22 protein-coding genes are annotated in these 21432 nt (G+C 66.5%); 8 read left to right on the top strand and 14 right to left on the bottom strand.

Features of this window, described 5'->3' with window-relative positions:
- Positions 1-187 precede the first annotated feature (187 nt).
- From BMY22_RS17755 to BMY22_RS17725, 7 genes are all read right to left on the bottom strand, one after another.
- Positions 188-517: a hypothetical protein gene (locus tag BMY22_RS17755; protein ID WP_244158912.1), complete on the bottom strand. Its 330-nt coding sequence runs from the start codon at positions 515-517 to the stop codon at positions 188-190.
- Between the two features lie 61 nt (positions 518-578).
- A complete protein-coding gene (locus BMY22_RS17750) occupies positions 579-2729 on the bottom strand; it encodes a heavy metal translocating P-type ATPase (RefSeq protein ID WP_090624252.1) in 2151 nt (716 codons plus the stop codon).
- Complete coding sequence (locus tag BMY22_RS17745) at positions 2729-3328, bottom strand: hypothetical protein (RefSeq protein WP_244158911.1); 600 nt, start codon at positions 3326-3328, stop codon at positions 2729-2731. Before BMY22_RS17745 ends, BMY22_RS17750 begins: the two co-directional genes overlap by 1 nt.
- Positions 3312-3677 (bottom strand): hypothetical protein, encoded by a 366-nt coding sequence (locus tag BMY22_RS17740; RefSeq protein ID WP_090624250.1) that lies wholly within the window; start codon positions 3675-3677, stop codon positions 3312-3314. Before BMY22_RS17740 ends, BMY22_RS17745 begins: the two co-directional genes overlap by 17 nt.
- Complete coding sequence (locus BMY22_RS17735) at positions 3674-3985, bottom strand: hypothetical protein (protein ID WP_208599327.1); 312 nt, start codon at positions 3983-3985, stop codon at positions 3674-3676. The genes BMY22_RS17740 and BMY22_RS17735 overlap by 4 nt, the downstream gene beginning before the upstream one ends.
- Before the next feature lie 10 nt (positions 3986-3995).
- Positions 3996-4670 carry a ferritin-like domain-containing protein gene (locus BMY22_RS17730; RefSeq protein ID WP_090624248.1) on the bottom strand — a complete coding sequence of 225 codons (675 nt, stop codon included), beginning with the start codon at positions 4668-4670 and terminating at the stop codon, positions 3996-3998.
- On the bottom strand, positions 4657-4995 hold the full coding sequence (locus BMY22_RS17725) for an HMA2 domain-containing protein (protein ID WP_090624246.1): 339 nt from the start codon (positions 4993-4995) through the stop codon (positions 4657-4659). Before BMY22_RS17725 ends, BMY22_RS17730 begins: the two co-directional genes overlap by 14 nt.
- 376 nt (positions 4996-5371) lie before the next feature.
- Here BMY22_RS17725 and BMY22_RS17720 point away from each other — a divergent pair, with 376 nt between their 5' ends.
- The 3 genes from BMY22_RS17720 to BMY22_RS17710 all read left to right on the top strand — a co-directional run bounded on the left by BMY22_RS17720 (position 5372) and on the right by BMY22_RS17710 (position 9328).
- On the top strand, positions 5372-5896 hold the full coding sequence (locus tag BMY22_RS17720; protein ID WP_090624245.1) for a sigma-70 family RNA polymerase sigma factor: 525 nt from the start codon (positions 5372-5374) through the stop codon (positions 5894-5896).
- Entirely contained in the window at positions 5893-6846 is a 954-nt protein-coding gene (locus tag BMY22_RS17715) for a FecR domain-containing protein (RefSeq protein WP_090624243.1), read from the top strand. The genes BMY22_RS17720 and BMY22_RS17715 overlap by 4 nt, the downstream gene beginning before the upstream one ends.
- Before the next feature lie 79 nt (positions 6847-6925).
- Positions 6926-9328 (top strand): TonB-dependent siderophore receptor, encoded by a 2403-nt coding sequence (locus BMY22_RS17710; RefSeq protein WP_090624241.1) that lies wholly within the window; start codon positions 6926-6928, stop codon positions 9326-9328.
- Between the two features lie 109 nt (positions 9329-9437).
- On the opposite strand, the gene gstA is transcribed toward BMY22_RS17710, so the two are convergent.
- Positions 9438-10046 (bottom strand): glutathione transferase GstA, encoded by a 609-nt coding sequence (gstA, locus tag BMY22_RS17705; RefSeq protein WP_090624239.1) that lies wholly within the window; start codon positions 10044-10046, stop codon positions 9438-9440.
- A gap of 495 nt (positions 10047-10541) precedes the next feature.
- Here gstA and BMY22_RS17700 point away from each other — a divergent pair, with 495 nt between their 5' ends.
- Complete coding sequence (locus BMY22_RS17700) at positions 10542-11387, top strand: NAD-dependent protein deacetylase (protein WP_090624237.1); 846 nt, start codon at positions 10542-10544, stop codon at positions 11385-11387.
- Between the two features lie 23 nt (positions 11388-11410).
- Here BMY22_RS17700 and BMY22_RS17695 read toward each other — a convergent pair whose 3' ends face one another.
- On the bottom strand, positions 11411-11722 hold the full coding sequence (locus BMY22_RS17695) for a hypothetical protein (RefSeq protein ID WP_090624235.1): 312 nt from the start codon (positions 11720-11722) through the stop codon (positions 11411-11413).
- Positions 11723-12006: 284 nt separating this feature from the next.
- On the opposite strand from BMY22_RS17695, the gene BMY22_RS17690 reads away from it, so the two are divergent.
- Positions 12007-12348 carry a hypothetical protein gene (locus BMY22_RS17690; protein ID WP_244158910.1) on the top strand — a complete coding sequence of 114 codons (342 nt, stop codon included), beginning with the start codon at positions 12007-12009 and terminating at the stop codon, positions 12346-12348.
- Between the two features lie 162 nt (positions 12349-12510).
- Here BMY22_RS17690 and BMY22_RS17685 read toward each other — a convergent pair whose 3' ends face one another.
- Genes BMY22_RS17685 through BMY22_RS17665 form a run of 5 tightly spaced genes read right to left on the bottom strand, consistent with a single transcriptional unit; the run spans position 12511 to position 17181 of the window.
- Positions 12511-13278 (bottom strand): ABC transporter ATP-binding protein, encoded by a 768-nt coding sequence (locus tag BMY22_RS17685; protein ID WP_090624231.1) that lies wholly within the window; start codon positions 13276-13278, stop codon positions 12511-12513.
- Between the two features lie 54 nt (positions 13279-13332).
- On the bottom strand, positions 13333-14106 hold the full coding sequence (locus BMY22_RS17680; RefSeq protein ID WP_090624229.1) for an ABC transporter permease: 774 nt from the start codon (positions 14104-14106) through the stop codon (positions 13333-13335).
- A 12-nt stretch (positions 14107-14118) separates the two neighbouring features.
- A complete protein-coding gene (locus tag BMY22_RS17675; protein ID WP_090624227.1) occupies positions 14119-14952 on the bottom strand; it encodes an ABC transporter permease in 834 nt (277 codons plus the stop codon).
- Entirely contained in the window at positions 14949-16100 is a 1152-nt protein-coding gene (locus BMY22_RS17670; protein ID WP_090624226.1) for an MFS transporter, read from the bottom strand. The genes BMY22_RS17675 and BMY22_RS17670 overlap by 4 nt, the downstream gene beginning before the upstream one ends.
- A gap of 7 nt (positions 16101-16107) precedes the next feature.
- Positions 16108-17181 (bottom strand): ABC transporter substrate-binding protein, encoded by a 1074-nt coding sequence (locus tag BMY22_RS17665; RefSeq protein ID WP_090624224.1) that lies wholly within the window; start codon positions 17179-17181, stop codon positions 16108-16110.
- Between the two features lie 1195 nt (positions 17182-18376).
- On the opposite strand from BMY22_RS17665, the gene BMY22_RS24975 reads away from it, so the two are divergent.
- The 3 genes from BMY22_RS24975 to tnpB all read left to right on the top strand — a co-directional run.
- On the top strand, positions 18377-19255 hold the full coding sequence (locus BMY22_RS24975; RefSeq protein WP_244158909.1) for a nucleoside/nucleotide kinase family protein: 879 nt from the start codon (positions 18377-18379) through the stop codon (positions 19253-19255).
- 357 nt (positions 19256-19612) lie between these two features.
- Complete coding sequence (locus BMY22_RS17655; RefSeq protein WP_244158908.1) at positions 19613-20404, top strand: nucleoside/nucleotide kinase family protein; 792 nt, start codon at positions 19613-19615, stop codon at positions 20402-20404.
- A 767-nt stretch (positions 20405-21171) separates the two neighbouring features.
- The coding region (tnpB, locus tag BMY22_RS17650; RefSeq protein WP_143068532.1) for an IS66 family insertion sequence element accessory protein TnpB at positions 21172-21432 on the top strand (261 nt) is incomplete at its 3' end.

Below are 21432 nucleotides of genomic sequence, written 5' to 3'. Positions count from 1 at the left end.
GGGGGCTGCCATGAAAACTACTCATCCACGATTGGAAAATAATCAGCCTGGACGCGGATTCAGAATGTGCTTATAGCGAATAATCATCCTTTGCCGTGCGCTACCGCTGCCTTTCCCACACAGCGACCATCGGCACGCCCGGCAGCCCGGTCATCGCCCGCCCCGACGCAGCGGGCAGCAATGCCAATCAGCTCGCGGGCCAGTTCGCGGGCGGGATGATGGTCCGCGCGTGGAGGTCGGCGCCCTCGTCGCCAAGGGGCACCACGCGGACTTCCACGCCGGCCAGTTGCTCGGCGCCGGCCACGGCCGTGCGCAGACAGGCGCACAGCGCCGAGTCGGCGCAGATCAGGTCGGCGCCCAGCTGCGGATCGGCGCCGCTGTGCAGGTCGACGAGCAGCCGGTGATGATTCAGCACATGAGGCAGCAGCTGCAGGTACAGCGCCCGGTGCAGGGCCTCGTACTGGAAGCGCCGCGCGGCGGGCGGTGGCTGCCCGGACAGCCCTTCAGGAATCTCCACGCCGGGTCCACTTCCCGGGCCACGGTCTGACCGAAGGCCAGTTCCTCGCGCTGGGACTCGGTCAGTGGCCCGTGGTGGAATGCTTCGCGACGCGGCGTTTCGTCCGGGTCCTGTTCTGGCGCGGCAGGCCGGCACCAGCCAGCGCGCGCAGGAGGATCGCCAGGGTGCTGCCGTTGTGCAGCATCGAGGCGGCCACCGGAGTCAGCAGGCCGAAGGCCGCCGCGCCGAGAATGGTGGTGTTGAGCCCGGCGGTGAGCTTGAAGTTGCCGTCGATCAGCCGCCGGGTAGCCAGCGCCAGCGCCAGCGCGTCGGCGACCCGGGAAAAGTCGTCCTCCAGCAGGGTGATGTCGGAGGCCAGGCGGGCGATGTCGGCGCCGTGGTGCATGGCGATGCCGACGTGGGCGCCGGTCAGCGCCGGCGCGTCGTTCACCCCGTCGCCGACGAAGGCGATGCGCGCGCCTTCGGCGGCGAGCTGCTGCAGCACCTCGGCCTTCTGCTCCGGCAGCAGGCCGGCGCGAAACTCGTCGAGGCCCAGCTCCGCGGCCAGTGCGCCAGCGCGCTCCGGCTGGTCGCCGGTGAGCATCAGGATGCGCCGGACGCCGAGTTCGCGCAGCCGCGCCACGGTGTCGGCGGCGTTGTCGCGCACGCTGTCGGTCAGCGCCAGGACGCCGATCAGCTCGCCGCCGAAGCCGATGTAGAGCAGGGTCTTGCCTTCGCGGTGCAGGCGCTCGATCACCTCGGCATGGGCCGCGGTGGAGATGCCCTCGTCGTCCTCGATGAAATGCCGCGAGCCGACCACGATGCGCCGGCCGTCGATCGTGCTCGCCACGCCGTGGGCGACGACGAACTGCACGGCCTGGTGGTCGAAGTGGTGCGGGTGGTCGAGGCGATGGGCCGCCGCCACCACCGCCTCGGCAACCGGGTGGACGTAGTGCTCCTCGACCGAGGCGGCCAGGTTGGTCAGGTCCTCGGAGGTGTAGGCAGCAGTGAAGGCGATCGAGTCGGTCACCTTGAGCACACCGGTGGTCAGGGTGCCGGTCTTGTCGAGGACGAAGGTGTCGGCGCGGGCCAGGCGCTCCAGCGCCTTGGCACTCTTGATCAGGATCGCCGACTGCCCGGCGCGGTACATCGCCGCCTTGAAGGCCACCGGAGTGGCGAGCTTGAGGGCGCAGGAATAGTCGGCCTGGAGCACCGCCGCGACACGCTGCCAGTCGGCGGACAGCAGCCAGGTGGCGCCGGCCAGGCCGAGCACCATCGGCACCAGGCGGTCGGCCAGGCGCGCCGCTTCGAGCTGGGTCTCGCTCTTCACCGACAGCGACTGCTCGACGAAATCGGCGATCCGCGCGGCGGCGGCCTGGCGGCCGACCCGCTCGGCGTAGATGCGCAGGCGCCCCTCCTCGACCAGGGTGGCCGAGAGCACCCGGTCGCCGCGCCGGCGCACCACCGGCACGCCCTCGCCGGTCATCGTCGCCTCGTTGACCAACGCCTCGCCGCCGAGCACGGTGCCGTCCACCGGAATCACCGTGCCGGTGGCGGCGATCACGCAGTCGCCGACCTGCACCTCGGCCGCGTCGATCAGCGTCTCGACGCCCTCGCGCTCGACCCACACCTCGCCGCCGGCCGGGTGCAGCAGGTGCTTGAGCAGCTCGTCCGAACGGCGCTCGATCGACGCCTCGAGGTATTCGCCCAAGGCCAGCAGGAAGGAGGTGGTGTTGGCGGTGAGGTAATCGTTGCGGCCGATCGAGATCCCCACCGCAAGGGCTTCCAGCACATGGGAAGTGATGCCTTTTTCGAGGAAGTCGTCGACCGCCTCGCCGAGCAGGGGCACCGCGGCGCCGAAGGCGACGGGGGCCTGCAGGGACGGCTGCAGGCTGCGAGTCGCCAGCAGGGTGGCGCCGCTCATCGCCACCGCACCGAGACGCGCAGCCTCGCTGTGCCGGTGGTTGGCGGCCGCTACCGGCAGGCCCGACGGCGACAGGGCGAGGATGGCGGCGGCCAGACTGTCGGGGTCGGTGACCGCCGGCTCGAACTCCACCGCCAGCGAGCGCGCCGCCGGATTGACGCGAGCCTTCAGCACGCCACGCAGCGACCCGACCTCGTGCTCGATGCTGTGCGCATCGAGCGGCCCGCTCGCCCGGCAGCGGTAACGGAAGCGCACCCGCCCGAACGTCCGGTGCAGGGGCTGCACCTGGACGAACCAGGCGCCGTCCATCAGGCGTCTCCGTGGTGCTCGGCGGCGACCTCGGCCTTGATGTCGGCCATCTGCTCCTTCATCTCCTCGAAGCCGCCGGCGACGCCCGCATAGAGCTTCATGGCGGCCTTGATCAGCTTGCCGCGCAGTTCCTCGTCGGCCAGCACCCAGGCCGCCGTCGCGCCGAGCGCCGCGCCGAGGAGGAACTGCTCGGCGTTGGCCGAGCGCAGGAAGGCCGGCATGCCCTGCAGCAGACCGCCGTCGAACAGCCCGGAACCGGGAAAGCCGCCACCCGGAACGCCGGCGCCGTAGCCATGGCCGTAACCCCGATGGGTCCGATGGTGGAAGGCATCGTGGGCGGCCGCAGCCGGGTCGTACCCGTAGCCATACCCATAGCCGTGGTGCGAATGCGGGTGCGGCCCGTCGCCATGCCCATGGCGATACGCAGCGCCACCATAGTCCGGCCCCATGCCGTACTGCGGCCCGGCACCATAGGGCGGTTCGCCGCCGCCATAGGGGGATTCTGCCGCGCCGTACCCGGAGTCGGCGGCGTAGCCGTAACCCGTGCAGTCGTTCGCCTGGCCGCCGCGCTGCTTCTTCTGCTTACTTTTCTTGCCCATCGCCTTTCTCCCTGTCGAGCCGACGCGCATCGCGCAGCAGCTGTTCGATCAGCAGTACGCCGGTGGCGCCGAGCGCGGTGGCGAGCAGTGCGCCGGAATAGTCGCCCTGGCGCAAGGCCACGGTGGCCCTGGAGCCCGCAGCGAAGGCCGTGCCGCCCTGCAGGGCATGGCGCAGCACGCGTTTGAGGTGGGCCGACGACGACGGGCAGGGCACGTCCTGGAACGCCGAGAGGCAGGCGGTGGTGACGAAGCCGCGGGTGAAGCTGCCATCGCCCTCCCCCTGCCAGAGGCCCGGCGAACCCGCCACATGGTGAGCCGGATAGCCGTAGCCCGGGAACGGATGCTTCATGGTGCCCGCTCCTCGGCGCCAGCGGCGCCCTGCGCTTGCTCGCTGACCACCGGGAGCTGCTCGCCGGCTTGGTCTTCCTGCCCGGCCGGTGTTTCGGCCTGCGCCTCGGCGGCCGGCGCGGCTTCCCCGGCGAGACGGGCACGCGCCCGCGCCGAGGCGCCCTCAATGGCTTCCAGGCTGGATACCGTGGCACCGCGCAGCTTGTCCTGGGCCTTTTCCAGACCCGCCTTGGTCTTGTCGGTCCGGATCAGCTGGAGCACGACCGCCCCGGCGACCACGCCGACGGCAAAGGGAATGAGATGGAACATTGCGGTTCTCCTATCGATTTCGGCCGGACCGGTTCTTCAACAGGTAGATCCCTGCTCCACCTGCCACCATGCCGGCCAGCATGGCGGGGTGACTGTGCCGCAGGAGCGGACTGAACATGCCGAGCGGACCGGCATGGGCGAGCGCCCGCTCCATGAAGTCGGAGAGTGGCCCGTGACGCACATAGGCCTCCTGCGGCGGTATGCCCCGGGCTGCGTGGTAGCGCTCCTGGGCCATGGCCTCCGCCACCGCCTGGTGGAAGGCCGGCAGGTGGTGTTCCAGCGAAGCCGCCTGCAGGCCCTGCAACAGCCGGCGCGCATCCGGCTCGCCGACCTGGGTGAGCAGGTACTCGCAGAGGCGGATATTGGCGATCTCGCCCGCCACGCCGCGCTCGCAGTTGGCCCGCCAGCTGGGAGAGACGGTGGTTTCCTGGGGGAAGGGATTCAGCGGACGGGGAATCCCGAAGCGCTGGCAGAGCGCCGAAAGCGCAGCGATGTGCCGCTCCTTGGCACGAACGACGCCGACGAAGGGCGGACGCGGGCCGAAGGCTTCGACGACCCGCCCATGGAAGCTCTGGGCGGCGTATTGCTCATGGAGGGCGATGCGCACTGCCTGATGCAGGACCGGAAAGGGGGCGGAGGGATCGATCCTGCCGCTGCGCAGGATCGCTTCGTCATAGTTCGTCATGCAGGATCTCCCGGTGGATCTCGCGCAAGATCTGCTCGAGGATGGCCGCGGCCGGCGAGTCGACGCCGGTCAGGAAATCGTCCCAGGCCGCGACCGGGATCACCTGCGGGTCGTACTCGACGGTGCATGAACGGGCAAGAAGGTTGACCCGCACCCCATGGACGCCCGGCGTGCGATCCAGAATAGATTGGAATTGCCGGGCCTGCCGGCCCTGGCCGGCGAGCGATTCGTAGCCGGCCACCAGCTTGAGGCGGATGCGCCCCTGGATATGGTGGACGACGCGGATGTAGACGAGGCTGTCGCGCAGTTCGTCGAAGGCGGGCATCTGGACACCTCCTCCAAGGAAATTCGAATGGGCTGGCGGGGGATGCACTCCCCCTCCCTCCGCCGCCCGAGTGCCGGGCGTGCATGCCGAGTCAATCCATGGCGCGGCCGGCAGACCCGTCCTGGCGCCGATCAAAAGCTATGGCAGCATTGTGCGGAGCTGTCAAAATGCGAGCAGATCGCATTTCATTCCCGGCGTTTCCCGCCCCATCGCATCCGTGCCGGCAGCGGCCGGACAAGTCCGCACCCGACCTCCCGCTCCTGTACGGCCAACCGCCCGTCCGGCCATGGCGCCTCCGTCCGCATCCGGCGCTTGCCCGACCCGGCCCTTTTGTTAATGATATTGTTTATCATTAGCAGACTATCGACCCGCTCCGATGACCGCCTCCCTGCCACTGCCCTCCGCGCTGCGCCTCCAGGTCCTCCATCGCCTGTTCGGCGAGCATCACGGCTGGCTGCTCGGGCGCTTACGCGCCCGGCTCGGCTGCGCCCACGACGCCGCCGACATCGCCTCGGAAACCTTTACCCAAGTCGTCGCCCTGGAGGACCCCGGCGCCATCCGCGAGCCGCGTGCCCTGCTGACCACCATCGCCAAACGCCTGGTCTATGCCAGCTGGCGCCGCCGCGACCTGGAGCGCGCCTATCTGGAGGCCCTGGCACAGCAACCGGAGGCCGTCCAGCCGTCTGCCGAGGAAACCGTCCTGGCCCTGGAAGCGCTGACGGCCATCGACCAACTGCTCGACGGACTGTCCCCGAAGGCCCGCGCGGCCTTTCTCTACAGCCAGCTGGAGGGCCTGACCTACGCGGAGATCGCCAGCCGCCTGGGGGTGTCCGTCACCCGCGTGCACCAGTACGTGGTCAAGGGGCTGACCACCTGCTACCTGGCACTGGAGCCGGCATGAGTCCCGCCCGCCTGTCGCCCGAGGAAATCGCCGCCATCGAATGGCTGGCCCTGCAACGCTCCGGCCGGATGAGCGCTGCCGAACGGCAGCGCCTCGAACGCTGGCTCGCCGCAAGCGAACGGCATCGCAGCGCCTGGGAGCGCCTGCAGCGGCGCCTGGACAGCGCCTTCGCCGGCGTCGCCGAACAGCCCGCCGGGCTTGCCCGAAACACCCTGCTGAGCGCCGGCACCAGCCGGCGCCAGGCCCTGCGCGGCGCCCTCGTGCTGGCCGGCCTCGGGCTCGGCGGCCTCGGCCTGACCCGCCCCGGCATGCCGCTGGACGGCCTGGTCGCCGACCTGAGCACCGCCACGGGCGAGCGCCGGCGCTTCGTGCTGGACGACGGCAGCAGCGTGCTGCTCAACGCGCAAAGCCGTGTCGACGTCGATTTCGGCGGCGGGCGGCGGCGCCTGCAGCTGCGGCGCGGCGCCCTGCTCGCCGAGGTAACGGCCGATGCCCGGCGGCCGTTCGTGGTCGAAACCCCCTTCGGCCGCGTACAGGCCTTGGGTACGCGCTTCAGCGTCGCGCTCGGCGAACGGGACGCCACGGTCTGGGTGCAGGCAGCGCAGGTCCGTGTGGAAACCCGCGCCGGCAGCAGCCTGGTACTGGCGACCGACGAAGGCGCCCGTTTCGACCGGGACATCTGCCAGCGCCTGGAGGGGCAGCGCAGGAGCGAGTTCGCCTGGCAGGACGGCTGGCTGGAACTCCATGACCGTCCTCTGGACGTGCTGATCACCGCCCTGCGCCCCTATCACCCGGGTCACCTGCGCCTTTCCCCGGCCGCCGCCGCCCTGCGCATTTCGGGCCTGTTTGCCCTGGACGACAGCGAGCGCGTGCTGGCTTCGCTCGAGGAAATCCTGCCCCTGCGCATCCATCGCTACCTGGGCTGGTGGACGACCATCGAGCACAGCTGATTTTTTTCGCACGCCCCCTGAAAATTCCAGGGCCTCGTTGCACATGAACGGTATTCCTTGCCTGTTCAGCGGAGCCGTCATGTCTCGCCGTTTGTCCTTCCCCCTGTCGCCGGTATCCCTGTCGTTGCTGCTGGCCTGCCTCGCCCCGCCGGTTCTGGCCGAGAACCCAGCCGCCACGCAGCAGCAGACCCTGGCCTTCGACGTGCCGGCCGGCCCCCTGGAAAACAGCCTGACCACCATCGCCCGGCAGAGCGCGCGCAGCATTCTCTTCGATCCTGCGCTGGTGCGCGGGGAGCAGGCCGAGGCCCTGCACGGGGACTTCACCGTCGAGCAGGCCATCGAGCGGCTGCTGCAGGGGCGGAACCTGCGGTTGCGCGTCACCGAAAGCGGCGCCCTGAACATCGAGGCGCTGCCCGACAGCGGCAGCGCCCTGGAACTTTCGTCCCTTCTGGTGAGCGATTCCTGGCAGGAGGACGCCCGGGGTCCGGCCTACGGTCTGGTGGCCAGCCGCAGCGCCACGGCGACCAAGACGGACACCGCCCTGCGCGAAACGCCCCAGGCCATCTCGGTGATCACCCGCGAGGAGATGCAGACCCGCCGACACGACAGCCTCGCCGACACGCTGCAGTACACCTCCGGCGTGGTCACCCAGCCGAACGGCTACAGCCGCGTGGCGGACGACTATCGCCTGCGCGGCTTCGACATCGGCCCGCGCACCGGCGGCGTGCTGCGCGATGGCCTGAAACTGCAGAGTTCCCAGTTCGAGGGCGGCCAGGAGCCTTACGGACTGGAGCGGGTCGAGGTGCTCAAGGGCGCCTCCTCGGTGCTCTACGGCCAGCTGTCTCCCGGCGGCCTGGTGAATACCGTGAGCAAACGCCCCACCGACGATCCGCTGCACGAAATCAACGTCGAATACGGCAACTACCAGCGCCGCCAGATCTCCACCGACCACGGCGGTCCGCTCGACGAGTCGGGACGCTTCACCTACCGGCTGACCGCCCTCTGGCGCGACAGCGAAACGCAGTACACCTCGATCGACGACGACAGGCGTTTCTTCGCCCCGGCCCTCACCTGGCACATCGACGACGATACCCGCCTGACCCTGCTCGCCACCTATCAGGAAACCCGCACGACCCTGACCCCGGCGATGAACTACAACGTCACCAAATACAGCGCGACGCTCGGCCGCAAGATCCCCTACGACCTGTTCGCCGGCGAGCCGAGCTTCGATTACTACTCGGGCGACATGGGCACCCTCGGCTACCTCTTCGAGCACCGGCTCGACGACGGCCTCCAACTGCGCCACGCCCTGCGCTACTTCCACTCCGAAAGCGACTACGACTACATCAGCCTGAACGGCAGCCGGGTCACCGGCGCGAACCTCTCCACCCTGACCCGCAGCTACAACTCGCGCGAGGACATCGCCACCGGCTGGGCCAGCGACAGCAGCCTGCAATGGTCGTTCGACAGCGGCCGCTGGGAGCACACCCTGCTCGCCGGCCTCGACTACTACTACAAGACCTACGACAGCCATCGCTGGAGCGGCAATGCGCCCTCGCTGGACCTGGCCAACCCAACGTACGGCAACCTGCCCACGGTCAACACCAGCATCGACCGCGGCTCCGACCTGCACAGCCGGCAGGCCGGCTTCTACCTGCAGGAGCAGGCCAAGTTCGCCGAACACTGGGTCTTCGTGCTCGGCCTGCGCCAGGACTGGGCCAGCAGCCACACCCGCAACTACCGCGACCGGAGCCGCAGCACCAAGAGCGACCAGGAGCTGTCCGGCCGCATCGGCATGGTCTACCTCGCCGACAACGGCCTGGCGCCCTACATCAGCTACAGCCAGTCGTTCCTGCCCACCGACGGCGTCGACAGCGAGGGCCGCAGCTTCGAACCGACCGAAGGCGAACAGTACGAGATCGGCCTGCGCTACCAGCCGCCCGGTCGCGACCTGATGCTCAGCGCCGCCGTCTACCACTTGACCCAGGAGAACGTGGTCAGCTCGATTCCCGGCTCCGACTTCGACGAGCAGACCGGCAAGGAGCGCAGCAAGGGCCTCGAACTGGAACTCAAGGCCGGCCTGACGCCGCAGCTGAACCTGAGCGCCTCCTACGCCTATACCGATGCCCACATCATCGCCGACAACGATCCCGTGCTCGAAGGCTCGCGCATCGAGGGCATCCCCTATCACAGCGCGTCCCTGTGGCTGGACTATCGTCTGGCCAGGTTCGGCCTGCCGAAGCTGAAGATCTGCGCAGGAGCCCGCTACAACGGCACCACGCGCACCTCGGCGAGCGTCAGCGACCGCAACATTCCAGCCTATACCCTGGTCGATGCGCTGCTCGGCTACGACCTCGACGACCATTGGCAGATGACTGCCAAGGTGCAGAACCTGACCAACAAGCGCTACCTGTACTGCGCCAACGCCTGCCGCTACGGCGACGAACGCACGGCCATCGGCACGCTCAGCTATCGCTGGTAGGGCCCCGGCCCTTTCCGACGCACGCGCAGCCGGAAAAGAGAACGTGCGGATCGGAGAGCCGGCAGCGCCATGTCGGGAGCGCTCCCATGGCCTGCCGGCTTTTGCCCGTCTAGCCGGTCAAGCCTTCCGCGCGCATCGCCTTCTGCACCGCGGGCCGCGCCGCCACGCGCTTGTGGAAGGCACGCAGGGCCGGCCAGGGCTCGAGGTCGATGTCCAGCGGCGCCATCCAGCCCAGCACGGTGAACAGGTAGGCGTCGGCCACGGAAAAGCGCGAGCCCGTCAGGTAATCCTGCCCGGTGAGGGCCTTGTCGACATAGGCCAGACGCCGCTCGATGGTCGCCAGCACGGCCGCCTTCCACTCCGGCGTGAGCTTCGGGTTGAACAGCTGGCCGACCTCCTTGTGCAGTTCGCTGCTGACGAAGAACAGCCACTCCAGCACACGGAAGCGCTCCAGACTGCCGTTGGACGGCAGCAGGCCGACCTCGGGCAGCTTCTCGGCGAGAAACAGGGCGATCGCCCCGCCCTCGCTGAGCCGCTGGCCGTCGTTCAGCTGCAGGGTCGGCACATAGCCCTTGGGATTGACGTTGTAGTAGTCACCCCCATCCTCGAGGGTATGGCGCTTCAGGTCCACCTTCTCCAGCTCGTAGGGCAGACCCAGCTCGCAGAGGACGATGTGCGGAACCAGGGAGCTGGCTCCCGGGGTGTAGTAAAGCTTCATGGCTTCTCCTTTCGACTTCGACGAATGACTCGGCTCGCCGGGCAATCTTAGGACGCCCCCGCCGCCCGCGCTATTCTGCCGCCCGCCTCATCGCCCGGCTTCGAGTAACCCACAGAAGATGTGGATTGTTCTGTGGATAAATACGGTATGACAGGCCACATGGCCGATGGAATCTGGCTCGCCAATGGCCGATCATTTTTTGACCAGACCCGCACAGAGGCTTTCCCAGACACATAACCACCTGAAATATCAAGCCATTTTCAGTAGGTCGGAGGGAGATAACCAGCCCGCGAAAAGGTACTACAAACCCTTGATTGTCAACCGGCAACGGCAGAAAAATTTGTGGATAACCTGGGGGACAGCCGTACCGTTCGGTGGCCATGCCGGTTCTGCCTTATGCTCACGATCGTCCAGTTCGCCCTGTTCTATTCACCGAGACATCCCTTGACCGGCCAGCTCGATGTTCCCCCTGGCCGACAGACGTGGAGATATTTCATGCACACCCTCGATCCCCCGGCATCCCTGTTGGAGCTGTGCGAACTCATGGCGCAGCATCCGCTGCTGGTCCTGACCGGCGCGGGGATCAGCACGCCGTCCGGCATTCCGGCCTATCGCGACCAGGACGGCGTCCGCCACGGCAAGGCGCCGATGATGCTCCAGGAGTTCCTCGGCTCGGCCGCCGCGCGCCGGCGCTACTGGGCGCGCAGCATGATCGGCTGGCCCAAGGTGTGGCAGGCCCGGCCGAATGCGGCGCACCAGGCCCTGGCCAGGCTCGCGGCCGGGCGGCGGATCGCCGGCCTGATCACCCAGAACGTCGACGGGCTGCACCAGCAGGCCGGTAGCGAGGGGGTGATCGAGCTGCACGGCAACCTGCACCGGGTGCGCTGTCTCGACTGCGGCAAAATCCTGCGGCGCAGCGAGATCCAGACGTGGCTGGAAGAGGAAAACGCCTACCTGCAGGGCGTCGAGGCCGTCCTCGCCCCGGATGGCGATGCCCGGCTGGCCGTCGAGTATCTGGAAGGCTTCCGCATCCCCTGGTGCCCCTGCTGCGGCAGCGACCTGCTCAAGCCGGACGTGGTGTTCTACGGCGAGGGCGTGCCGGCCGAGCAGACCGAAGCGGCTTCGCTGGGCATCGAGCAGGCGGCGGCGCTGCTGGTCGTCGGTTCGACGGTGATGACCTATTCCAGTTTCCGGCTGTGCCGGTCGATTGCCGAGCAGGGCAAGCCGCTGGTGGCCATCAACCAGGGCGCGATGCGCGCCGACGCCCTGCTGAACCTGAAGATCGAACGGCCCTGCGAGCAGGTGCTGCCCTGGCTCGCCGAGCGACTGAGGGCCGCGTAGCGGCCCGCCTCCCGCCGGAGAAATCAGGGCAGCGGCTGGATCGTCGGCACGTCGAAATGCACGGCGAGCATCGCCACGAGCTCCGACAACGGCACATTCTCGTGGGTGTCGGTACTGTTCGGATATTCCAGATGCACACCGTAGCGTCCCGGACTCTGACCGAGCGTGTAGAGCCAGACCCGCACGCCGGGGTCCTCCCGGTGCAACAGGTAGATCGCCCGCGGGTCCAGCGAGGTTACGGCATCGATGACGAACGCATCCGGTCCCAGTTGCTCGCTCAGCAGCAACAGCACATGGCGAATGTCCTGATGCTTGTCCAGTGCCCAGATATTCATGATCCCGTCCTTACGTCCCCACCACTCTCGAAAAGGCAACCCCCGCAAACCGCGCCGTTACCATGCCGGCAGCGCCACCGGGAACGATGCCCATGGCATGTCGACGCTCGCCTCGCCGGATGACGATCTGGTTTAATGCGGCCCCGACGGCCCGGCTTCACGCCGGCCGATCCCACCGGAGATCCCGCCGAGTAGGCTCGACGAGAGGCGGGATGTTGCCAAAGGGGTCGCCCGACCGCAACGACAGGCGGGCGGCATGCCAGAGCACAGGCCGAAGAACAACCATGAACCGGAAAGCCCGGCGTACGAGCAGCGGCTTAGCACTGGACAAGGGGAGAGAAATGGGTGAGGTGAAGTCATCGCCTGCGTCGATGGAAGTTTTCAACTTGATCGTCCCGCTCGAGAGGAAGCTGAAGGCCTATCTGCGCCTGTTACCCGAGCCGCATCGCGCCGACACCTGGCTGCTGGAAGTGCGCCTGTTCTATGAAGCGGAACCCGCAGGCAGGACCAGTTTCACCCTGAACGGCTATACCCAGGAAGAGGCCGAAGCGGTGGCGCGCAACATCCGGAGCAATGCCTACATGATGCAGGAAATCGATCAGTATCTCTGGAGCGAGAACGACTGATCCCGGCAGACTCAGCCGTGCGAGCGAGCCCATGCGCCGGAGGACGCTCCACTCCGTCCTGGCCGCACGGCATCGCCGCCCGAACCCCACGTGCAGATACCTCGGACGCCGAAATTGCCCCATCGAACCGAGCAAACAGGCCAGCGGGAGCGACCCGCGCCGTCAGGCGATGGCCTGACGGCGGGTGAAGTCCTGCAGGATGTCGCTGCGCAGCTCGGCGAGCCGCGGATGTTCACGGTGCCGGGGATGGGGCAGGTCGACCGGGACGATGCGCCGGATGCGTCCGGGGCGCGGCTCCATCACCACCACCCGGTCGCCGAGCAGCACTGCCTCGTCGACGTCGTGGGTGACCAGCACGGTGGTGATGCCCTCGGTCTGCCAGATGCGCGCCAGCTCGTCCTGCAGCTGGGCGCGGGTCAGCGCGTCGAGGGCGCCGAAGGGTTCGTCGAGGAGCAGGACCTTCGGCCGGTTGACCAGCCCGCGGGCGATCGCCACGCGCTGGCTCATGCCGCCGGAGAGCTGCGCCGGCCAGGCCCTGGCGAAATGTTTCAGGCCGACCAGCTCCAGGTGCGCGTGGACCCGGGCCAGGCGCTCGGCCTTGTCCAGCGGCGAATTGGCCAGCGCCAGCAGCACGTTGTCCTCCACCGTCAGCCAGGGGTACAGGCGGTGGTCCTGGAAGACGATGCCGCGCGCCGGATCGGTGCCGCGGATCGGCACGCCGTCCAGGCGCAGACTGCCGCCGCTGGCCTCCTCGAGGCCGACCAGCAGGCGCAGCAGGGTGGATTTGCCGCAGCCGCTGCCGCCGACGATGCTGACGAACTCGCCCTGGCGGATGTCCAGGGAAATGTCGCCGAGGACGTGCAGCTCGCCTTCCTTGAGGGGAAAGCGCTTGTCCACGCCGTGCAAACTCAGAAAACCGGTCCCTCTCATCGAAAACTCCCATCACATTGAATTGCAAAACCTTTGCGTCCAACTGCTTACCGCTCAGCGCCCGCCGCCGCGCCAGGCCAGCGCGCGCGCCTCGATCCAGGCGGCCAGGCGATTGAGGACCAGGCCGACGCTGCCGACCACCAGCAGGCCGTAGATCACCTGGTCCATCTCGAAATGCTCGCGGCCGTCGATCATGGTGTTGCCGATCCCCGGCCCGGCGGAAAAGAAGTACTCGGCGCCGAGCGTGGCCAGCCAGGCGTAGATCAGCCCCAGGTGCAGGCCAGTGAAGATCGCCGGCGCGGCGGACGGCAGCACCAGGCGCAGCAGCCGCTGCGCCGGGGTCAGGCCGAGCACCCGGGCCACTTCGAGCAGCTCGTGGCGGGTGGCGCGGATGCCCTCGAAGCTGTTCAGCGCCACCGGGTAGAACACCGCCAGGGCGATAAAGGCCACCTTGGCCGGCTCGCCGAAGCCGAACCAGGCCGAGAGCAGCGGAATCCAGGCGAACAGGGCGATCTGCTTGAGGGCGTGGAAGGTCGGCCCGACCAGCCGCTCGGCCAGCCGCGACAGCCCGAGCAGGCCGCCGAAGGCCAGGCCCGCCAGGCTGCCGAGGGCGAAGCCCGACAGGTTGCGGCCGAGGCTGGCGGCAAGGCCCTGCCACAGCTCGCCGCTCGCCGCCGCCTGCCAGGCCTCCTCCAGCACCGCGGCGGGACTGGCGACCAGCCGGGTATCCACCCACTCCAGCGCAGTGGCCAACCACCAGAGCAGCAGCAGGACTCCCGGCACCACCCAGCCGCGCAGATCGGGCCGTTTGCGGGTTGCTTCGGACATGCGCGCGCTCCTTCAGAAGGCCTGGCGCTGCCAGCGCTGCAGGCGGGTTTCGACCAGCGCCAGGCCCTGGTCCAGCACCAAACCGACCAGCCCGATCACCAGCATGGCGACGATCACCAGATCGAGCTGGAACATCTGCCGGCCGTCGACCATCAGGTAGCCGATGCCCTCGCTGGAGGCCAGCAGCTCCACCGTGACCAGGGCGATCCAGCCCTTGGTGAGGGCGAAACGCACCCCGGTGAAGATGCTAGGCAGCGCCGCCGGCAGGATCACCCGGCGCAGGCGCAGCAGCAGTCCGAGGCGGTACACCCGGGCCACCTCCAGGTAGCTCGGCGGGATGCTGCGGATACCGGAAAAGGTGTTGAGGGTCAGCGGCACCAGCACCGCCTTGGCGATCACCAGGTACTTCAACGCCTCGTCGATGCCGACCAGCATCATCAACAGCGGAATCCAGCCCAGCACCGGCACCTGGCTGAGCGCCTGGAACAGCGGCAGCAGATAGGCCTCGACCTGGCGCGACAGGCCCATGGCGAGGCCGAGCAGCAGGCCGAGGGCGCCGCCGATGAGCGAGCCGATCAGCACCCGCTGCAGGCTGATCGACAGCTGGAACCACAGATCGCCGCTCGCCCACAGCTCGCCGAAGGTCTCCAGCACCCGCGACGGCGGCGGCAGGATCTGCGCCGACACCCAGTGCCGCTCGACGGCGATCTGCCAGACGACCAGCAGCAGCGCCGGCAGCAGCAGCGCGGCGCCGCCGGCACCGACCCGGCGCAGGGCGCGGGCAAGCCCCGGCCAGGGGCGGGTCGGGAACGCCTGGAACGGATGCGAAGCCTGAATCGTGCTCATCGGGAAATCCTCCTTGCGCAGAGCGCGGATTGCGGATGCTGCGGCGAAGACCGCAAGAGAAAACCGAGAAACAGCGGAACGAAGAGCAGGAACAGCGGCTGCAGGCCGAACCACTCGCCGAGCACGCCACCGAGCACACTGCCGGCGAGACTGCCGCCCGGCCCGGCCAGCACCGCCAGGCCGGCGATCCGCCCGTGGCCGAGCTGCGCGCCGTGCCGGGCATAGGCGGACAGGGTGACCACCTGGAGCATGCCGAGGCCCAGGCCGAGCAGCAGCGCACCGCCCCACAACAGCGGCGCCCGGCCGCTCAGGCCGAGGCTCGCCAAGGCCACGGCGCAGAGCAGCAGACTGGCGGCGAAGCCGGCCTGGCCGCTGCCGCCGAGCAGCCGGCCGAGGCCGAACAGCGCGACGATGTAGGCCAGCCCGTGAACGCTGAGCAGCGCGGCGGCCTCGCCGGCCGACCAGCCGTAGTCCTGCACGGTGATGGCGACGATGAAATAGGAGAAGAACATCGCCGCCGCCTGCACGCAGAACTCCAGCAGGCAGTTGTCGCGCAGCGCCGGCTGCTCGCGCAGAACCCCGAGCTGGCGGCCCAGCGCGGCCAGGCTCAGCGGCTCGGCGCCCTGCCGGCGCGCCGGGTAGATGTGCAGCACCCGCGGCGCCAGCAGCGCCGGGATGGCGAACAGCAGGCCGATCGGCAGCCAGCTGCCGCCCGCCCCCAGCCAGCCGGCGAACAGCGCCGCCAGGGGCGGCGCGAGCAGCAGCATGCCGATCATCTGCGCGCCGCGGAACCAGCCGGCGCGCGCCTCGCCGACCTGGGCCAGCTGCTGCATGAACACCGCGTTGAGCGAAACCAGCCGGCACGGCATGCACAGCCCGATCAGCAGGGTCGGCAGCAGCAGGAGCAGCGGCTGGCCGACCAGCGGCAGGAGCTGGAACAGGCCGCCGGCCAGCAGGCTGGCGAGCAGCAGGCCGGCGGTCTGCGCCCCGGCCACCAGGCCCAGCTCCAGCGGCGAGGCCTCCAGGCTGAGGGCGTAGAGCGCGAAGCTCACCTTGGCCAGGCCCACGCCGATCCCCGACAGGCTGGCCAGCAGGATGAAGGCCGCCAGGGTGCGCGTGTCGGCCAGGCCGGGAGCAGTCGGGCTCATGCGCGCCTCACCGGGCCTGCGGGCGGTTGTCGGCATCGTAGGCCGGCCACAGCGCCTGCAGGCCGAGCCGGTCGATGGCGGCGTTCACGTATTTCGGCTCGACCCAGCCGTCGACGTCGACATCGCCGCGCAGCAGGCCCAGCTCGCGGGACTCGCGGACGGTGGCGCGGTAGCGGTCGACGAAGAACTCGTCGAGGCGCGGCGAGTAGCGGCGCTTCAGGCTCAGCTCGCCCTGCTCGGCACGCAGCGAGTCGACCGGGGTGCCGGACTTGGCCCACAGCTCGAACGCCGCGTTATCGTTCTCCGGCGCCGATACCCAGGCGGCGGTCTTCACCAGGCCGTCGACCACCTTCTGCACGATCTGCGGATGCTGCCGCTCGAAGTCGCCGTCCACCAGCACGTGGGTCTGGCGGGTCAGGCGGGCGTCCACCGCGCGGGTGTCGTAGATGATCCGGCCGACCCCGCTCTTCTGCAGCTCGAAGGCGGTGGACGACAGCCAGGCGCCGTCGATGTCCCTGGAGGCCAGCGCCGCCGCGGCGGTGGGGAAGTCCATGTTGATGGTGCGGAAGTCGCGGTCCTGCAGGCCTACGCGCTTGAGGGTGCGCGCGGTGGCCAGCTGCAGGTTGGTGCCCTTGAACTGCGCCACCTTCTTGCCCTTGAGATCGTCCAGGGTTTTGGCCGGCGAATCGGCCGGCACCACCAGGTAGTTGGAGGCGAGCAGGCCGTCGGCGGCGATCAATTTGGTATTGAGGCCGCCGGCCTTGGCGATCACCGCCGGCAGGTCGCCCTGCCAGGCGAAGTCCAGCTGCTTGTTGCCCAGCGCCTCGTTGACCGCGGGCCCGGCGCCCTTGAAGTAGGTCCACTCGACCTCGATGCCGTCGGCCGCCAGCTCTTTCTCGATGGCCTGGCGCTGGTGGGCCAGGCTGGTGACGCTGGAGGAAGCGAAGGGGATGCCGCCCTTGCCGACGGTGGCCAGGCCGAAGCGGATCACCTGCGGATTGTCCGCCGCGCCGGCCGGGGCGATGCCCAGCCAGGTGCCGGCGAGCGCGGCGATGAGGGGAAGGAACAGCGTGCGTTTCATGGATTGGCGTCCTGTAGCCGGATGCCGGACTGCCCCGTGCAGTCCTGGCGGGTGAAGGCCGGTATTGCAGGGGTTATGCCAACAACTTCTTATTTTCCCGAAAAAATACATAACCGATCGGCGCCAGCCCCACGCGGGCCTTACGGCGCCCTCGCTCACCCTGTCAGACAGGCCATAACTATCATCATGTTTACGGATTCTGGAGATGGCGCTGCGGGAATTCCCGCAGAAGGTGGCGCGCACTGCGGGAAATGCCACAGCTGGCCGACATGAAAAAGCGAAGACAGCCGCTATACCGGCTCAGGTGCTCGGCGAGGCCGTCTTGGAAGCGATTGCGACCCAGCACGGTTTAGAAAGAAGGCAGGTAGCGACGCTCCGCGCCTTGATGTCCACCCGAATCCCGACGGTCTTGTCTGAACGGGATTGTCCATCACCACGAGGTCACCTGCAGCGGGCGCGAGCGCCAGCTCGGCTTGCCCGGATCGCCCCATTGAGGATCAGCAGGACGATCAGGCCTCCGGTAGAGGCTCAGGCTCGTGCCGGCCTACTGCTTTATCAACCCTACAAGAACGGGTGGAGACCATGGCCGGCATGAAGGGTATCCAGGGTATGGCGCTACCCTGCCTCGGCTTTGGCGGGCCTAATCCCAATGGATTCGATACATCGATTGAGAGGGTCTCCAGATTCTGAGCGAAGAGGAACGGACGCACTTGCAAGCGCTGACGAGCAAGGGCAAGACGGGAACCAGGTCATCAGCGCACTGATCCTGCCGGCCGGCGACCAGTCGGCGCTGACCAATCCACGCCGGAGCAACCGGGAGATCGCGCAGATGCTGGCACAGGCGAGTGCAAGATCGACCGGGTGAAGAAGCGCTGTGGGAGGAAGGGCTGGAGGCGGCACTGGCTAGAAAGCGCCCCGAGCGCGACTACGCCCGCAAGGCCGACGGAGCACTTGAGACCCGGTTGATCGCCATGAATTGCAGCCCGCCTCTGGCACAGGCATTCCCGTCAATTAGGCAAAAAGCGTCCCAAATACTTATACACATTTCGCATAGATTTATTGTAGCATGCCTTAACTGAACCTTAACCGAACCTTAATAGAAATGAGGCCTAAAAGGACTTAATCAGCCACTTTCCGTAAAGGGACGTAACCAGCTGCTTTCCGTGCGAATGCGATGGTGTGGAAGGGCCATTTCTTGTCCACCAGTTGGGGTACAGGGCATGACCACCTTTATTTACGGTTGATTATTATTATGTGGTTCTCGGTCCATAAAGAAGAAGCGCCGCGCCAAGGCTCTGGCGCAGCCAAGGCATCCTGCTCCGTGCCATTTTGCGAACGTGTCCGGCAGATTGCCTCAGGGTTCTCCCGCGAAGGCTGCGAGCTAGCACCTCTGATTGCCTTCGTTGGCTGTGATGGGGCCGGCAAGTCGACGGTCTCAGAGGCCATTCTTTCGTGGATGCGAGAGTCCCGTCCCACGGAACTCTGCCACCTCGGCATCCAATCCAAGACGATCGGCGAAGCCCTCGTGAAGTTGCCGCTGGTAGGGCGATATATCGAGCGCATGATCGCCCTTAACTCCAAGCGCGGAAACAATGCGCAAGAAGCGAGTAACGAGGGACCGACCACACTGGCGGCGGTGGCTATTTATCTTCTATCGCTGCGGCGTTGGTACCGCTACCAAAAAATGATGGCCCTGCGCCGCAAGGGTATTGCTGTTGTGGCCGACCGTTACCCGCAGGTGGCCGTGCCCAGAATGAAAATCGACGGACCCGGCCTGGCTAGCGTTCCCTGCCATAACGCCGTTATCCGTTTCCTGGCACGGCGCGAAAAAGCGCTTTACGCCTACATGACCAGTTACCGGCCCGATATCGTGATTCGCTTGAACGTGGACCTCGAAACGGCCTACGCACGCAAACCGGATCATCGTTACGAGTCTTTGGCAATAAAAATTGCCGCAGTACCGCAGTTGGAATACCAAGGTGCGCCTATCGCGGATCTTGATAGCCGAGAGCCGCTGGCGGATGTGATTGCGCAAGCAAAACAAGCCATAGCCTCTCGCCTAGCAGACCGCTGAAAAAGTTTAGAGCGCTCCTCAAACGGATTGAGGAACGCTCTGGCTGAACACAGAGGGAAGTCAGCCAGCACAAGACCTGCTTGATCGGCCGAGCCGAGCAGCAACTGTTGCTGAGCTTCTCGATCTACAACCTGCCTGATTTGACTGGATAAACCTGTCAGGCTAGTGGCGGGACCCGCGCTCTATGACGGTCCCTGCCTAGAAAAACTAGAAAATCGTGCGGGAATCCGTCGCAACAGCGCAGAGGGCGGCACCCTTCAGGGAAAAGCCAAATCTGAGCGCTTGCAAAAACGCCGAATCTGCAGGTTGGTGCAATTAGAGCTGGGTTTTCAGCGGCCTGCCTAGGGGGATAACTTTATGAACATGATGAACACTCAGGTCATTACCGCTAAGCCGGTACAAGATGACTCCGGCATGGCACCGCTGATCGCCATCGTAGGATGCGATGGTTCGGGGAAGACGACGCTGGCATCTGGGATATGCTCGGCTCTACAGGGCTACTCGTCGGCCACTTACTGTTATCTCGGCCTCGGATCACGCGGCATCGCCTCGCAAATCGAAAGCTGGCCTCTGATCGGAAGGCTGCTAGTACGCCATCTTTCTGCCAAGGCGAAACAGGCACGCACAAAGGGCGAGCGTATTCCGGGAACCCTGACCGCACTGGTGATTTTTTGTTTCTCCAAGTTGCGCGTCCTCCGCTTCAACCGGATGCTGAGGCTGCGGGAGCGGGGCCATGTCGTGATTTGCGACCGATATCCGCAATTGGATGTTCCGGGCTTCTACGACGGCCCCGGTCTTTCGGCAGCGCGTGCAAGCGGGCCTCTCACCGCTTGGCTTGCCAAGCAAGAGCGGAAACTGTACGAGCGCATGGTCGATTACCGACCGACCTTGATCATTCGCTTGAATATCGATGCCGAAACCGCTCATGCGCGAAAGCCGGACCACGAGTTGCCCTTGCTGCGCGAGAAGGTAGCGGTCACCCCCCTGCTTCGTTTCAACGGTGCCAAGATCATCGAGGTCAACGCCAGCCAGCCTCTCAATGATGTACACACGATGACCTTGCAAATTGTACAGCGGGTAGTTGCGGATTATCAGCGCTCCAAACTTCTGGCTGCATCGCCCGAAGCACACGAGCTTTCTGTTTCATGAACCGCCCCTACCTTCAGCTTACTTGTTGAGAATAGCTTGCAAATTGCATATTCGCCACATTGAGCAAAGGGAGAATATCCTAAAAATGTTACCGTTCTTGATGTCGAATTCTCTTGATCAGTGTAAGGCGAACCTTCTCTGTAACCGGATTGTGTCGCGTTCTTGGCGTAAACCGTAGCAGCTATTACCAAGCAATCCAGCAACAGGGACGGACGGACGGACGACAAGCGGGACCCCTTCGGGCTCGGATTGCGAAGCGGCATGCTCAGAGCCATTGCTCGGCAGGTACGCTCTCCCTGTCGACAACGCTCTGCGCTGCAAACATCGCTACAGCAGCAGCGATGCCGATGAAGCCAGAGCCGAGCCAAACCTTCCGGATCGCAGATGATCTTGCCCGGCAATCGTGGGCGCGCATTGGCTTAAACACTCGTCCGGGCCTCGAAGGCCTGCTGCTCACGGTGTCCAGCCTCGTGTAGTCGTTGGCCACGTCCTGTCCAGTAAAACGAAGGGGCGCACCACCCAACGGTGCTCGGTAGGGCGTGACGGTGCCGATCAGGCCGGGGCGTTTATGCATAAACCTTGGAAGGAGAGGCCTGCGCTCTCCGAAGGCAAAGGTATGTCTGTCTGGGGTTGTGTGAACTGCTTCGATCATCCGTGGCTGTTGGCGTCTATCGACAACATACGTAACCGCTCCATAAACCCTACCTTCGAAACCGCGCCCTGAGATCTGATGCTGAGCTCCCGATTCCTTCTGGAACTTGCCCCGCATGATGCGTCCCGCCCCCAACGTCAAAGCTGTTTACCTCTACCCCAAGCCGGTCGATTTCCGTAAATCCATCAATGGCCTGGCAGCCCTGGTCGAGTTGGATATCAAGGTCGCGGTGTTCGACCCTGTGTTGTTCGTCTTCCTCAATCGCACACGCAACCAAGTGAAAATTCTGTACTGGCATCGCAACGGCTTCTGTCTGTGGCTCAAGCGCCTGGAGGCCGAGCGGTTCAAGACCAAGCCGGATGTGGGTGACGAAGCC

The organism is Azotobacter beijerinckii (genome assembly GCF_900110885.1).
Lineage (GTDB): Bacteria > Pseudomonadota > Gammaproteobacteria > Pseudomonadales > Pseudomonadaceae > Azotobacter > Azotobacter beijerinckii.
This window is presented reverse-complemented; position numbering and strand designations above follow the sequence as displayed.

What these genes read in the sequence shown, in the direction of transcription:
- BMY22_RS17735 (WP_208599327.1), bottom strand. Translation starts at nt 3,985, where the DNA reads ATGTTCCATCTCATTCCCTTTGCCGTCGGCGTGGTCGCCGGGGCGGTC.
- BMY22_RS17700 (WP_090624237.1), top strand. Translation starts at nt 10,542, where the DNA reads ATGCACACCCTCGATCCCCCGGCATCCCTGTTGGAGCTGTGCGAACTC.
- BMY22_RS17725 (WP_090624246.1), bottom strand. Translation starts at nt 4,995, where the DNA reads ATGCCCGCCTTCGACGAACTGCGCGACAGCCTCGTCTACATCCGCGTC.
- BMY22_RS17665 (WP_090624224.1), bottom strand. Translation starts at nt 17,181, where the DNA reads ATGAAACGCACGCTGTTCCTTCCCCTCATCGCCGCGCTCGCCGGCACC.
- BMY22_RS17720 (WP_090624245.1), top strand. Translation starts at nt 5,372, where the DNA reads ATGACCGCCTCCCTGCCACTGCCCTCCGCGCTGCGCCTCCAGGTCCTC.
- BMY22_RS17655 (WP_244158908.1), top strand. Translation starts at nt 19,613, where the DNA reads ATGAACATGATGAACACTCAGGTCATTACCGCTAAGCCGGTACAAGAT.
- BMY22_RS17685 (WP_090624231.1), bottom strand. Translation starts at nt 13,278, where the DNA reads ATGAGAGGGACCGGTTTTCTGAGTTTGCACGGCGTGGACAAGCGCTTT.
- BMY22_RS17715 (WP_090624243.1), top strand. Translation starts at nt 5,893, where the DNA reads ATGAGTCCCGCCCGCCTGTCGCCCGAGGAAATCGCCGCCATCGAATGG.
- BMY22_RS17730 (WP_090624248.1), bottom strand. Translation starts at nt 4,670, where the DNA reads ATGACGAACTATGACGAAGCGATCCTGCGCAGCGGCAGGATCGATCCC.
- BMY22_RS17745 (WP_244158911.1), bottom strand. Translation starts at nt 3,328, where the DNA reads ATGGGCAAGAAAAGTAAGCAGAAGAAGCAGCGCGGCGGCCAGGCGAAC.
- gstA (WP_090624239.1), bottom strand. Translation starts at nt 10,046, where the DNA reads ATGAAGCTTTACTACACCCCGGGAGCCAGCTCCCTGGTTCCGCACATC.
- BMY22_RS17740 (WP_090624250.1), bottom strand. Translation starts at nt 3,677, where the DNA reads ATGAAGCATCCGTTCCCGGGCTACGGCTATCCGGCTCACCATGTGGCG.
- BMY22_RS17680 (WP_090624229.1), bottom strand. Translation starts at nt 14,106, where the DNA reads ATGTCCGAAGCAACCCGCAAACGGCCCGATCTGCGCGGCTGGGTGGTG.
- BMY22_RS17670 (WP_090624226.1), bottom strand. Translation starts at nt 16,100, where the DNA reads ATGAGCCCGACTGCTCCCGGCCTGGCCGACACGCGCACCCTGGCGGCC.
- BMY22_RS17710 (WP_090624241.1), top strand. Translation starts at nt 6,926, where the DNA reads ATGTCTCGCCGTTTGTCCTTCCCCCTGTCGCCGGTATCCCTGTCGTTG.
- BMY22_RS17690 (WP_244158910.1), top strand. Translation starts at nt 12,007, where the DNA reads ATGAACCGGAAAGCCCGGCGTACGAGCAGCGGCTTAGCACTGGACAAG.
- BMY22_RS17675 (WP_090624227.1), bottom strand. Translation starts at nt 14,952, where the DNA reads ATGAGCACGATTCAGGCTTCGCATCCGTTCCAGGCGTTCCCGACCCGC.
- BMY22_RS17695 (WP_090624235.1), bottom strand. Translation starts at nt 11,722, where the DNA reads ATGAATATCTGGGCACTGGACAAGCATCAGGACATTCGCCATGTGCTG.
- BMY22_RS17750 (WP_090624252.1), bottom strand. Translation starts at nt 2,729, where the DNA reads ATGGACGGCGCCTGGTTCGTCCAGGTGCAGCCCCTGCACCGGACGTTC.